Annotated in this window: 11 protein-coding genes and 1 tRNA gene; 5 read left to right on the top strand and 7 right to left on the bottom strand. The window is 61.0% G+C overall.

The features are described from left to right. Positions 1-37 precede the first annotated feature (37 nt). Positions 38-1,840 (bottom strand): phosphogluconate dehydratase, encoded by a 1,803-nt coding sequence (gene edd, locus BMY36_RS05075; RefSeq protein ID WP_050519062.1) that lies wholly within the window; start codon positions 1,838-1,840, stop codon positions 38-40. Between the two features lie 230 nt (positions 1,841-2,070). Between edd and BMY36_RS05070 the strand changes: the two genes are divergently transcribed. Genes BMY36_RS05070 through BMY36_RS05060 form a run of 3 tightly spaced genes read left to right on the top strand, consistent with a single transcriptional unit; the run spans position 2,071 to position 4,583 of the window. Further along, positions 2,071-2,742 carry a DUF6778 family protein gene (locus tag BMY36_RS05070; protein WP_050519061.1) on the top strand — a complete coding sequence of 224 codons (672 nt, stop codon included), beginning with the start codon at positions 2,071-2,073 and terminating at the stop codon, positions 2,740-2,742. A 59-nt stretch (positions 2,743-2,801) separates the two neighbouring features. Further along, the gene (locus BMY36_RS05065; protein WP_050519060.1) at positions 2,802-4,037 is read left to right on the top strand and encodes an RSP_2647 family RNA methyltransferase; all 1,236 of its coding nucleotides are present in this window, start codon (positions 2,802-2,804) and stop codon (positions 4,035-4,037) included. 6 nt (positions 4,038-4,043) lie between these two features. Further along, positions 4,044-4,583, top strand: coding sequence for an RSP_2648 family PIN domain-containing protein (locus tag BMY36_RS05060; protein ID WP_050519059.1), 540 nt, complete (start codon positions 4,044-4,046; stop codon positions 4,581-4,583). 41 nt (positions 4,584-4,624) lie between these two features. Here BMY36_RS05060 and BMY36_RS05055 read toward each other — a convergent pair. Further along, positions 4,625-4,698, bottom strand: a tRNA-Cys gene (locus tag BMY36_RS05055). A gap of 88 nt (positions 4,699-4,786) precedes the next feature. Beyond that, a complete protein-coding gene (locus BMY36_RS05050) occupies positions 4,787-5,425 on the bottom strand; it encodes a J domain-containing protein (RefSeq protein WP_050519058.1) in 639 nt (212 codons plus the stop codon). A 72-nt stretch (positions 5,426-5,497) separates the two neighbouring features. On the opposite strand from BMY36_RS05050, the gene BMY36_RS05045 reads away from it, so the two are divergent. Further along, positions 5,498-5,752 (top strand): BolA family protein, encoded by a 255-nt coding sequence (locus tag BMY36_RS05045; RefSeq protein WP_050519057.1) that lies wholly within the window; start codon positions 5,498-5,500, stop codon positions 5,750-5,752. A 197-nt stretch (positions 5,753-5,949) separates the two neighbouring features. Here BMY36_RS05045 and BMY36_RS05040 read toward each other — a convergent pair whose 3' ends face one another. From BMY36_RS05040 to BMY36_RS05025, 4 genes are all read right to left on the bottom strand, one after another. Continuing rightward, a complete protein-coding gene (locus BMY36_RS05040; protein WP_050519056.1) occupies positions 5,950-8,097 on the bottom strand; it encodes a malate synthase G in 2,148 nt (715 codons plus the stop codon). Between the two features lie 122 nt (positions 8,098-8,219). Then, positions 8,220-8,369, bottom strand: coding sequence for a DUF2256 domain-containing protein (locus BMY36_RS05035; protein WP_074818461.1), 150 nt, complete (start codon positions 8,367-8,369; stop codon positions 8,220-8,222). Beyond that, complete coding sequence (locus BMY36_RS05030; RefSeq protein ID WP_050519055.1) at positions 8,369-9,886, bottom strand: FAD-binding domain-containing protein; 1,518 nt, start codon at positions 9,884-9,886, stop codon at positions 8,369-8,371. Before BMY36_RS05030 ends, BMY36_RS05035 begins: the two co-directional genes overlap by 1 nt. 42 nt (positions 9,887-9,928) lie before the next feature. Further along, entirely contained in the window at positions 9,929-10,123 is a 195-nt protein-coding gene (locus BMY36_RS05025; RefSeq protein ID WP_050519054.1) for a hypothetical protein, read from the bottom strand. Positions 10,124-10,227: 104 nt separating this feature from the next. On the opposite strand from BMY36_RS05025, the gene pepN reads away from it, so the two are divergent. Beyond that, positions 10,228-12,780 (top strand): aminopeptidase N, encoded by a 2,553-nt coding sequence (pepN, locus tag BMY36_RS05020; protein WP_074818459.1) that lies wholly within the window; start codon positions 10,228-10,230, stop codon positions 12,778-12,780. Positions 12,781-12,783 lie beyond the last annotated feature (3 nt).

Here is a 12,783-nt window from a genome sequence, read left to right as displayed (position 1 = left end):
GCGTCCTTAAATGAATAAATGTAACAGGGCAGGGTAGTTATACCACCCGCGCCCCTTCGGTTGCAGGGCCCACGGTGGCGCGAAACACGTCAAACAACTCGCGCCCGATGCCAAACCCGTTGGCAGTCAAATCCACCTCAACGGCCACGCGCGCGTCCAAATCAACGCCAATCACCTCCAGCGTGCCGCGGGTCGCATCCAGCCGCACCACATCACCGTCCACCAGTTTCGCCAACGCGCCACCACACGCCGCCTCAGGCGAGACATGGATCGCCGCAGGCACCTTGCCACTGGCCCCCGACATCCGACCATCGGTCACCATGGCAACCTTCAGCCCCCGGTCTTGCAACACCGACAGGATTGGCGTCAGCGAATGCAACTCCGGCATCCCATTGGCGCGCGGGCCCTGAAACCGCAGCACCACAATCGTGTCGCTCGTAAATTCCCCCGCCGCAAACGCTGCCTTAACCGCGCCTTGCGTGTGGAAAATCCGCACAGGTGCCTCCACCACATGCCGTTCGGGTGCCACGGCGGAAATCTTGATCACTCCGCGCCCCAAATTCCCCGACAGTTGCTTCAAGCCCCCAATCGCCGCAAAAGGCGTGGCCACGGGGCGCAAAATCTTCTCATTCAAACTCGCCCGGGGGCCGGGTTCAAACACCAACGCGCCCTCCACCAGCTTCGGCTCCGCGCAATACGCAGCCAAGCCTTTGCCCATAATCGTCTGTGTGTCAGGGTGCAGCATCCCCGCGTCCAGCAACTCGCCAATCATAAACCCAAGGCCGCCCGCCGCGTGAAAATGGTTCACATCCGCCAACCCGTTCGGGTACACTTTGGCCATCAACGGCACCGCGTCCGAGATATCGGCAAAATCCTCAAGGTCCAACAACACGCCCGCCGCCCGCGCCATCGCAGGCAAATGCAGCACCAGGTTGGTGGACCCGCCCGTTGCCATCAAGCCTACCATGCCATTCACAAACGTCCGCTCATCCAAAATATGCCCGGCAGGCGTAAACTCTGTCCCCAAATGGGTGATCGCCGCCGCGCGTGTCACAGCGCCTGCTGTCAACGCATCGCGCAACCCATTGCCGGGGTTTACAAAGGACGCGCCGGGCAAATGCAGCCCCATAAATTCCATCAACATCTGGTTGGTGTTGGCCGTGCCATAAAACGTACAAGTGCCGGGCCCGTGATAGCTGGCCATTTCCGCCGCCATCAATTCCGCGCGCCCCACTTTGCCTTCGGCAAACGCGTTGCGCACCGCCGATTTTTCATCATTCGGAATGCCGCTTGGCATCGGCCCTGCGGGGATAAACACCGCCGGAATATGCCCAAACGTGGCCGCCGCAATGATCAGGCCGGGCACAATCTTGTCGCAAACCCCCAAATACACCGCCGCGTCAAACACGTTGTGCGACAGCGACACGCCTGCCGCCAACGCAATCACATCGCGCGAAAACAGCGACAACTCCATCCCCGGCTGGCCTTGCGTTACCCCGTCACACATCGCAGGCACGCCGCCCGCCACTTGCGCCGTGGCCCCCGCCTTGCGCGCCGCCTCCCGGATCAAATCGGGATAGCGTTCATAGGGTTGATGCGCCGACAGCATGTCATTATACGCCGTCACCACGCCTAAATTCGGCGCACGGTCCGCGACCAGCGCGTCCTTATCGCCCCCCATCGCCGCATAGGCATGGGCCTGATTGCCACAAGACAGATGTGCCCGCGCCGGACCCTGCGCCACCGCCGCCGCCACCCGCGCCAAATAATCCCCGCGCAAACCCGCCGATCTGGCCCGTATCCGGTCTGTCACGCGGTCAATGGTGCTGTTCAGGGTCATCGCGGGCCTCACTTGTTTGGTTTGGGCGATTAGGGCTGGCCAATCTCGGTTGCAAAACTGTTAGCGCTAACCAGCCCAAAAGAAAAGGGGATATATCGCCACTATGCCCCAGACCGTCCCTCATAAAAACCAAAATACCACCCCAAGATTGCCCAATCCAGCGCCTATTTGCGCCACATTTCCCCGTCAAACACCGAACTCAGGGACAGAACGGACCAAAAGGAAACGCCATGAAGGCCACACGCATCATCATCGCACTTGGGTTGGCCTTTGGCCTTTCGGCTTGCGGCACCTCTGATCTGGCATCGCGCAACGTCAGCATGAACACAACCGATCTTGCCGCCGCCAATGTCGAAGGGGCCAAACGCCTTTACCTTGCCGCCCAATATGACGTGCGCGAAATTCGCATCGAGGTGCCGCGCGATCTGAAAGTGTCGGAGGCGAATATGTTCTACCCCAGCGCCGACATTGTCTGGCGCGGCGAACCGCGGGGCGATCGCTACCAGCAAGTCCACTCCATCTTTACCGACGCATTCGGCATGGCCACCGCCAAGATGAAAGACGGCCCACCCGTGATGATCGTGGCCACCGTCACCCGCTTTCACGGCGTGACCGAAAAAACCCGCTATACCGTGGGCGGCGTGTTCAACATGAAATTTGACCTCAGCGTGATCAACGCCGAAACCGGCGAAGTGATTGAGGCGACGCGCCCGGTAGAGGTGAACGCCGCCGCCGCCGGTGGCAGCGCCGCGATTGCCGAAGAACAGGCCGGCCGCACCCAGCGCGTTGTGGTGATCGAGGCATTGCGCCAAGGCGTGCGCCAAGAAGTTTCCCGCAAGTATGAGGAATCAGCAACCAGCCGTGGCGCAATTGACCCCACCACCCTTGCCGCCATCCGCTAATCGCAAAACCCTACACAGACAGGCTTTCACAAGCCCATAAAACCGGATATTGGGGGGGCATGAACAGCACCCCCCTTTCGCATGACAGCGACCCCGCCCTCACCAACAGCCGCCCGGTTGTCCGCCTGAAACCAAAGGCCGAAGCCCGCGCCATTCGCCACGGCTTTCCTTGGATTTATGCCGATGAATTGGTCACCGACCGGCGCACGCAAAACCTGACACCGGGCACGCTGGCGCTGCTGGAAGATGGCGATCGCCGCCCGATGGGTGTGGTCACCGTCAATCCCAATTCCAAAATCATCGGCCGCATGCTCGATCAAAACCCAGATGCGGTGATTGACCAAGCATGGCTCACCGCGCGCATCACCCGCGCCCACGCCATGCGCGCCCGCCTCTATGCCGCCCCCTATTACCGCTTGGTGCATGCCGAGGCGGACGGGCTGCCCGGCGTCATCATCGACCGTTTTGGCGATACCGCCGTCATCCAACCCAACGCCGCCTGGGCCGAGGCGCATCTTGACGCCCTCACCGCCGCCCTTATCGCTGTGACCGGCGTGAAAAACGTGTTGAAAAACGGCACTGGCCGCGCCCGCAGCATGGAAGGGCTTTCGGATGAAACCGTCACCTTGCACGGCACCATCGACGCCGCAATCCCGGTGCCGATGAACGGTGCCACCTATATGGCCGACCTGATTGGTGGCCAAAAAACCGGCCTCTTCTTCGACCAGCGCCCCAACCACGCTTTTGCCGCCACGCTGTCTAACGGCGCGCGGGTGCTTGATCTCTTTTCTCATGTCGGCGGCTTTGGCCTCGCGGCCCTCGCAGGCGGTGCGCAATCCGTGCTGGCGGTTGATGGCTCCGTCCCCGCGCTCGCACTCGCCGACCAAGGTGCCGCGGCCTCCGGCTTTGCCGACCAGTTCACCACCCGCCAAGGCGACGCTTTCGCGGTGCTAGAGGCGCTGGCAGGTGAAGGCGCGCAATTTGATGTCATCATCTGCGACCCGCCCGCCTTCGCTCCCGCCAAACCTGCGTTGGAGGCGGGCTTGCGCGCCTACGAACGCATCGCGCGCCTCGCAGCCCCGTTGGTGGCACCGGGTGGCTACCTTGGCCTCTGCTCTTGCTCTCATGCCGCTGATCTTACCGCCTTTCGCAACGCTTGCGGGCGCGGCATCGGGCGGGGCGGGCGGCGGGGCCAACTCATCCACACCGGCCACGCAGGCCCCGATCACCCCATGCTGCCGCAACTGGCGGAATCGGGTTACCTCAAGGCGCTGTTTTACCGCCTCGATGGTTAATCCCGCGTGAAACTCGTTCTCGACGCTTGCGTTCTCTTTCCAACGGTCATGCGCGAATCCCTGCTTGCGGTCGCGGCCACAGGGCTGTTCCAGCCTCTGTGGTCCAACCGCATCCTTGGCGAATGGCACCGCGCCGCCCAACGCTACGGCACCGACGCCGACCATGACGCGGCAGCTGCCATCACCCGCGCCCGCGCAGGCTTTCCCCACGCCACCATCAAACCGCAGCCGGGTCTCGAATCCCGCCTGCATTTGCCCGATGAAAACGATCTGCACGTGCTCGCCGTGGCCATCGCCAGCAGCGCCGATGCCATTATCACCCTGAATGCCAAAGATTTCCCCCGCGCGATCCTGTCAGCCGAGGGGCTGGACCGCCGCGACCCCGACAGCCTCTTGTGGGAGCTGTGGTCGCACCACCCCACCCAAATCACCGCCGCATTGGAACAGGTCCGCACCCGCGCCTCCGAACTTTCAGGCAGCCAAAAATCCCTTGCCCCCATGCTCAAACGCGCCAAACTCACACGCCTCGCGCGCGCTGTCGCATAACGACAAAGACGGGCGGCAACATCAAAGATTTTAAGTAAATCTGGAGGCGGGTACCGGAATCGAACCGGTCTACTCGGATTTGCAATCCGGTGCATAGCCTGCCTGCCCACCCGCCAACAGCGCCTTGATTAGTCAGGCCAGCGCGCGGCGTCAAGGGCAAAGGGGCGGGTTTCACAGCCAAATCGCGCAAAACCCTGCGCCCCTCAATCGCGGAAAAACCGGCTCTCCTTGATCTGCTCCCAAGCCCAGACCACCTCCTGCAACCGCTCCTCGTCCGATCTATCCCCACCATTCATATCTGGATGAAGATCCTTCACCAAGCTCTTGTATTGCTTGCGAATCTCCGGTTTCGTCCAGCTATCGCGCGCGTCCAAAATCTCCAAGGCCTTGCGCTCGGTTGGTGGCAATTTGCGGGATGCCGCCGCCGGATTGACCTTGCCGGGGTTCTGCGTCGCCTTCTCGCCCAAAATCTCCATCGGGTCATTCACGCCCAACCGTGACCACACGCGGCCTTCATCGGGCCGTTTGTTGAACGGCTTGGTTTCACGCCCCCACACCCGGTCCTTGTCCAAAAACGCCTCAAACGCGTCCTCGGTGCTGCCCTGAAAGAAATTCCACTTCAGGTTGTATTCGCGCACATGATCTTTGCAAAACCACAGGAATTCATCCAACAAATCCGGGCTTTTGGGCGCACGGTACACCCCCGGCTCATTGCATCCGCCAAACTCACAGGTCTTGGTCGACGTCTCAAACGCCCCCGACATCCCCCGACGCCCGGTTTTGCGCTTCTTCTTATCCGAAGAAACCCGCATATCAAATTCAAAGGGCGGACGTGTTGTCATGATGTGGCCTTTCCTGTTCGAAGGCGAGAGTTTAGACTATTACGCAACGGATTGAAGGGGGTTGACAGAAATATGCCAGTCGCAGACGAGATTTACCACAAATTGACCGATGCTTTCACCCCTGATCGGCTGGAGGTGGTCAATGACAGCCACCGCCACGCAGGCCACGCAGGCGATGATGGCACCGGAGAGACTCATTTCAACGTCATCCTGCGCGCCCCCGCCTTTGCGCCCATGGGCCGCGTCCAACGCCACCGCGCCGTCCACGCCGCCTTGGGCCCCGACCTCATCGCGCGCATCCACGCGCTCGCCCTCGACATCGGCTAAACCGCGCCTGAATTCGTCTTGGCTTAAATACCTAAAAAACCCCCGGTCCAAACGAACCGGGGGTAAATTATTATGCACCAAATCAGGTGGGTCAAATCAGCGCGGGCCAAACTGAGTGGGCCAAATCATTGGGGCCAAAGCATCGCGGGGTAGGGTAGGGTGGGTGCAACCCACCGCCCCCTGCGCCACGCTCCCTTTTACGAATTGCGCTGCGCTTTCAACTGCAAACGGCGCGCATGCAAAACGGGTTCCGTGTAGCCCGATGGTTGCTCGCGGCCCTTGAACACCAAATCACACGCCGCCTCAAACGCAATGCCGTCAAATCCCGGCGCCATGGGCCGGTACGCCGCATCGCTCGCATTCTGGCGGTCGACCACGGCGGCCATTTTGCGCATGGCGTCCATCACTTGGGTTTCTGATACCACGCCATTGTGCATCCAATTGGCCAGCGCTTGGCTAGAAATCCGGCAGGTCGCCCGGTCCTCCATCAACCCCACATCGTGAATGTCGGGCACTTTGGAACAGCCCACTCCTTGGTCAATCCAGCGCACAACATAGCCCAAAATCCCTTGGGCGTTGTTCTCCACCTCTTGCGTGACCTGCTCCACAGGCCATTTGCGATACGCCGCCAGCGGAATGTCCAGCACCGCGTTCACATGCGCCCGCCGCCCGCCCGCCGCCAAACGCTTTTGCACGGCAAACACATCAATCTTGTGGTAATGCAACGCATGCAGCACTGCCGCGGTGGGCGATGGCACCCAAGCACAATTAGCGCCCGCCTTGGGGTGGTCAATCTTTTGCTCCAGCATTGCGGCCATGCGGTCGGGCATCGCCCACATGCCTTTGCCAATCTGCGCGCGCCCCGACAGCCCACATTCCAGACCAATATCGACGTTCATATTCTCATACGCGCCAATCCAGCCTTTGCGCTTGATGAAATCCTTGCGGCTGAACGGCCCGGCCTCCATGCTAGTGTGAATCTCATCCCCCGTGCGGTCCAAGAACCCGGTGTTGATAAAACACACCCGATGTTTGGCCGCGCGGATACATTCCTTCAGGTTCACCGTTGTCCGGCGCTCCTCATCCATAATCCCCAGCTTCACCGTGTATTGCGGCAAGCCCAGCATCGCTTCAACCGCCGTGAAAATCTCATCCGCAAAGGCCACTTCTTCGGGCCCATGCATCTTCGGCTTCACCACATAAACCGACCCTGTGACCGAATTTCCGCCCGCGCGCTGCAAATCATGCATCGCAATCAGCGTGGTGATGCAAGCATCCATCAGCCCCTCAAACCCCTCATGGCCCTCCTTGTCCAAAACGGCCGGGTTTGTCATCAAATGCCCAACGTTGCGCACCAACATCAACGCGCGCCCTTTGACCGAAAACGCGGTGCCATCCGGCCCCATATACTCGCGGTCCGCGGCCAATGCGCGCGTCACCGTCTGCCCGCCTTTGACAAAATTCTCGCTCAAATCGCCCTTCATCAGGCCCAGCCAGTTGCCGTAAGCCTGCACCTTATCCTCGGCGTCCACGCAAGCGACCGAATCCTCACAATCCATGATCGCCGATACCGCCGCTTCCATCCGCACATCGGCCAGCAACGCATGGTCGCGGCTGCCAATCGGGTGCGCACGGTCAAACACCAATTCCACATGCAAGCCATTGTTTTTCAACAGCACCGCATCGGGTGCCTTTGGATTGCCGCGATAGCCCACGAATTTCGCGGGCTCCATCAGTGGCATATCATCCACCAACAACTGCCCGCCTTGCACATAATACCGCCGCACATCCGAATGGCTGGCCCCCGCAACCGGAAACGCCTCATCCAAAAACATCCGCGCGCGCGCCACAACCCGCGCGCCATGCCCACGCTCATAAGCCCCGGCAGGTGGCTGGACCCCCATCGCATCGGTGCCATAAAGCGCATCATACAGACTGCCCCAACGCGCATTGGCCGCGTTCAACGCAAACCGCGCATTGGTGATCGGCACCACCAATTGCGGGCCGGGAATTTTCGCAATTTCCGGGTCCACATTCGCGGTTTGGATGGTGAAATCGCCGCCTTCGGGCACCAAATACCCAATCTCGCGCAAAAATGCCATATAGGCTTCGGCATCATGGGGCGCATCGCGGTGCGCAATATGCCACGCATCAATCTGCGCTTGAATATCCGCACGCTTGGCCAGCAACGCCCGGTTTTTCGGCCCCAGCGTGTTGATAACCCCCGCAAACCCTGCCCAGAAATCGGCCGCCGCAACCCCGGTCCCCGGCAATGCGCGGTCTTCAAGGAACGTCACCAGTTCCGCGTCAACCTTGATCCCCGCCTTGTCCAACATCTGTGCCATCGGCCTACGTCTCCTTTTGCATACAACGGCACACAAGTAGGGGTGCCACCGGGAAAACGCAACGAGAATGCCCCGCATCCCCTGCAGATTTTCCGAAATAACCTATTCGAAATTTTTGATAATCATCCGGGTTTTCGCGTGCTGCGGCAGCGGTCCGAACAGTACCGCACCTCCTCCCAAACCTTTGCCCAGGCCTTGCGCCAAGTGAACGGCCGCCCGCAAGTGGCACAAATTTTCTGCGGCAAATCCCGCTTTTCAATCCGTTTTGGCATCACAAATCCCAACTCAGCTGCGCCACCGGGGCCGCAACCGCAACCCGCCGCCGCGCTTGGCGGTCATTCACAAACCGCGCGTCACGGTCGGGGCTGGCATGGCGCGCCACAATCTGCGCGGCGTCACCGCGATATTCCGCCGCTTTGCGCAAACCCCCGATCGCATCTTTTGCCGCCCGCGCGGCCGATGTCAAATCCACAATCGGCTCGGGGTATCTGCGCCCCAAATCGTGCGCGCTTGGCCATTTCCACGGCATTTGCAAAAATCCGTCCGGCACATGCGCCAATTCCGGCACCCAGCGCCGGGTAAACACGCCTGTCGGGTCCTGTTCCAACCCTTGTTTGACCGGGTTGTACACCCGCAATTGGTTGATCCCCGACATCCCCGATTGCATCTGAATTTGCGGCCAATGGATGCCCGGATCATAATCGGTAAAGCGCCGCGCCATCACATGCCCGACCACCCGCCAATCCAACCACAGATGATAGCAGGCCACCGACACCACCATCGCGCGCGCCCGAAAATTCAACCAGCCGCTGGCGTTCAAATAGCGCATGCAGGCGTCCAAAAACGGCAATCCCGTCTCGCCGCGCACCCAAGCGTCCATCCGCGCGCCCGCCGCCTCGCGCCCCGGCAAATTGCCCGCCGCCCGGTGCAGCGCCCGCCATTCCAGCGCGGGCTCATCCTCCAGCTTTTGGGTGAAATGGTCGCGCCATGCCAAACGGCTTTCAAAACTGCGCAGGTTTGGTGCCCAGCCCGCGCCCGGTTTTTCCTCCAACCGCTGCGCCACCGTTTGCTCCACCATCCGCCCCGACATCACGCCCACCGCCAGATAAGGCGACAGCCGCGAACAGGCCCGCTCGCCCCCAATCGGCGACGACATGCCGCGCCTGTACGCCAACCCGCGCTGGTCCAGAAAACTGGCCAACAATGCCTCAGCAGGGGCGCGGCCCCCGGTCTGACGATGGGGGCAGGGATCATCCGCCAAACGCAGCGCGCGGGCAGGGGGAATGATCCCCGGCTCCACCCCTGCCACCCCCGCAATCGCAGGCACAACCAAGGCCGGGGTCGCGGCAAACGCATTGCGCCGTCCGGCCCATCCAGCACGGCCCCGACCACCGCGCGACACCCCGCATTGCTGCAGTTCCACCCAATCAATCCCCGCCGCGCGCGCCCAGGCCTTCACCCGCTTGTCGCGCGCAAACGTCCAGTCATTGCCAATTTCTTCGTGACTCACGATGCGGGTGATCGCGTTTTGGCGGCACATCCGCGTCAACACCTCCAGCGCGTCGCCAACCCGCACCACCAACGGCGCGCCCGCATCCGCCAAATCGCGGCGCAAACCCGCCAGCGCTTCGGCCACAAACTCCCATTGCCGGGCCGATGTGTCGCGCTGCGCCCAATAGTCCGGCTCCACAATATACAGCGGAAAAACGGGGCCAATGCTGGCCGCAAGGGTCAGGGCAGGGTGGTCGGCTACCCGTAAATCGCGCTTATACCAAACTAGAACATTCATAGAACATGTATCGGATGCCCGTTCAGATTCGGCAAGCGCAAATCAATACGTTGGCGTCACATCCGCAGGAACGGTCCCCGCCGCCCCTTCGCCCAGCAAACTGGTGTCGGGCGACGTCTCATTACCCAAAAACAGCACAAAGATCAGGCTTACCGCGATCAACAGCGCAGCTAACCCCAGCAACGGCCCTTTGTGGCGGCGTTTTTGGCGTTCAATATTCGTGTTTGGTGCGGACATATCGACTCCCTTTCCATTCCGGCACAGCGCAGGTTGAACCCCGCCCCGTCCCACACTAACGTCTCGCAAAACCTATCGGTTCCCCCAAATCAAAAAAGGCCGCCATGACCGCGCACATTGCCCCCACCGCCATCCTGCTGTCTGATTACACGCCTTTTTCGCATTTGATCGACCATGTGACACTGCATTTCACCCTGCACCCTTTGCAAACCCGCGTCAGCGCCCGCCTGTCGCTGCGCCCCAACCCCGCCGCCGTGCAGGGGCAGGATTTGCGGCTGGACGGTGAAAACCTAAGCTTGCTGTCGCTTGCGCTGAACGGCAAACCCCTCGCCCACGCGCCCGACGAAACCGGCCTCACCATCCCCGCGGCTGATCTGCCGAATGGTCCTTTCACGCTGGAAACCGAAGTCGAAATCTCCCCCCAAACCAACACCTCCCTCGACGGCCTTTATATGTCCAACGGCATGTATTGCACCCAGTGTGAGGCGCAGGGGTTTCGCAAAATCACCTTCTATCCCGACCGCCCCGATGTCATGGCCCGCTTTGATGTGACCATGGATACCGACCTGCCCACCCAACTGTCCAACGGCAACCCCACAGGCCCCGGCGCGTGGCATGACCCATGGCCCAAACCCGCCTATTTGTTCGCGCTGGTCGCGGGCGATCTGGTGGCCCACACCGATCATTTCACCACGCTGTCCGGCCGCCGCGTTACCCTCAACATCTACACCCGCGCAGGCGACGCGCATAAATGCGCCTATGCGATGGACAGCCTGATACGGTCGATGCGGTGGGATGAACAGGTTTACGGCCGCGAATACGACCTTGATATCTTTAACATTGTCGCCGTCGATGATTTCAACATGGGCGCGATGGAAAACAAGGGCCTCAACATCTTCAACTCCAAACTCGTCCTTGCCACCCCCGACACCGCCACCGATGATGATTATGCAAGGATTGAGGCGGTGATCGCCCATGAATATTTCCACAACTGGACCGGCAACCGCATCACCTGCCGCGACTGGTTTCAACTGTGCTTGAAAGAAGGCCTCACCGTCTACCGCGACCAGCAATTTTCCGGCGACATGCGCAGCGCGCCCGTGAAACGCATCGAAGACGTGCTGGCCCTACGCGCCCGCCAATTCCGAGAGGACGGCGGCCCACTCGCCCACGCCGTCCGCCCCGACAGCTATGTGGAAATCAACAATTTCTACACCGCCACCATCTATGAAAAGGGCGCGGAGGTGATCGGGATGCTGAAAACCCTTGTCGGTGACGCCGCCTATGCCGACGCGTTGAACCTCTATTTCACCCGCCACGACGGCCACGCCGCCACGATCGAAGATTGGCTACAGGTCTTCACCGATGCCACCGGCCACGACCTGACCCAATTCAAACACTGGTACACCCAAGCCGGCACACCGCATCTGACCTTAACAGATGACTTTAAGAACGGCACATACACCCTTTATATCAAACAAAATAACCCTACCACGCCCGGCCAGCCGCACAAAGATCCCAAGGTCATTCCCATCGCCCTCGGCCTCCTCTCCACATCTGGTGCGGAAGTCCTGCCCACCACCATCCTCACCCTCACGCAAGCCGAACACTCTTTCGAATTCCCCAACCTCACAGCCAAACCCATCCCCTCCGCCTTACGCGGTTTTTCCGCCCCCGTGGTGCTGCACCAAACCCAATCCAACACCGACCGCGCAATCCTGCTGGCCCATGACACCGACGCGTTCAATAAATGCGAGGCCGGCCGCGCCCTCGCCAAATCCGCGCTCACGGACCATATCCTGCACCAAACCCCGACCCCGCACGACTGGCTCGCCGCCATCACCGCCGTCACGCGCGAAACCACGCTCGACCCCGCTTTTCGCGCCCTCACCCTGCGCTTGCCCAGCGATGATGACATCGCCCAAACCCTGCACGCAAGCGGCCACATCCCCGACCCGGCAGCGATCCACGCGGCCCGCCGCACCCTGCAAACCGACCTCGCCAATCACCTGAAACCCCACTTGCCCAGCCTCATCGCCGCCCATCAAACCCCCGGCGATTTTTCCCCCAGCGCCATCGCTGCGGGCCACCGCGCTTTCCGCTTGGGCCTCTTGTCGCTCATGGCCCGCATCGACACAGCACCCGCCACCCATGCCTACCAAAATGCCAAATCCATGACCGAACAACTCGGCGCGCTCGCCATCCTTTTGGACAACGGCATGGGCCAACCCGAACTCGCCCAGTTCCACGCCCAATGGCAAAACGACCGCCTCGTGATGGACAAATGGTTCGGCCTGCAAATCAGCATGGCCGCCCCCGATCATGCCGCGCACATCACCAAGTTCCTTACCGAACACGCTGATTTTGATTGGAAAAACCCCAACCGCTTTCGCGCCGTCATCGCCTCGCTCGCCGCCAATCACGCAGGCTTTCACCACGCCTCGGGCCAAGGCTACGCGCTGCTGGCTGATTGGCTGATCAAACTTGACCCCGTCAACCCGCAAACCGCCGCGCGCATGTCCACCGCCTTTGAAACATGGCCGCGCTACGACCAAACCCGCCAAACTCTCATCCGCAACGAACTCTCCCGCATCCGCCAAACCCCAAACCTCAGCCGCAATCTGGGCGAAATGTTGGACCGGATGCTGGGCGCATAACCC

The sequence above is a fragment of the Pseudorhodobacter antarcticus genome, from assembly GCF_900110135.1.
Classification (GTDB): domain Bacteria; phylum Pseudomonadota; class Alphaproteobacteria; order Rhodobacterales; family Rhodobacteraceae; genus Pseudorhodobacter; species Pseudorhodobacter antarcticus.
This window is presented reverse-complemented; position numbering and strand designations above follow the sequence as displayed.

Coding starts and splice junctions, on each gene's coding strand:
- edd (WP_050519062.1), bottom strand. CDS start 1,840: ATGACCCTGAACAGCACCATTGACCGCGTGACAGACCGGATACGGGCC.
- BMY36_RS05070 (WP_050519061.1), top strand. CDS start 2,071: ATGAAGGCCACACGCATCATCATCGCACTTGGGTTGGCCTTTGGCCTT.
- BMY36_RS05065 (WP_050519060.1), top strand. CDS start 2,802: ATGAACAGCACCCCCCTTTCGCATGACAGCGACCCCGCCCTCACCAAC.
- BMY36_RS05050 (WP_050519058.1), bottom strand. CDS start 5,425: ATGACAACACGTCCGCCCTTTGAATTTGATATGCGGGTTTCTTCGGAT.
- BMY36_RS05045 (WP_050519057.1), top strand. CDS start 5,498: ATGCCAGTCGCAGACGAGATTTACCACAAATTGACCGATGCTTTCACC.
- BMY36_RS05040 (WP_050519056.1), bottom strand. CDS start 8,097: ATGGCACAGATGTTGGACAAGGCGGGGATCAAGGTTGACGCGGAACTG.
- BMY36_RS05035 (WP_074818461.1), bottom strand. CDS start 8,369: ATGCCAAAACGGATTGAAAAGCGGGATTTGCCGCAGAAAATTTGTGCC.
- BMY36_RS05030 (WP_050519055.1), bottom strand. CDS start 9,886: ATGAATGTTCTAGTTTGGTATAAGCGCGATTTACGGGTAGCCGACCAC.
- BMY36_RS05025 (WP_050519054.1), bottom strand. CDS start 10,123: ATGTCCGCACCAAACACGAATATTGAACGCCAAAAACGCCGCCACAAA.
- pepN (WP_074818459.1), top strand. CDS start 10,228: ATGACCGCGCACATTGCCCCCACCGCCATCCTGCTGTCTGATTACACG.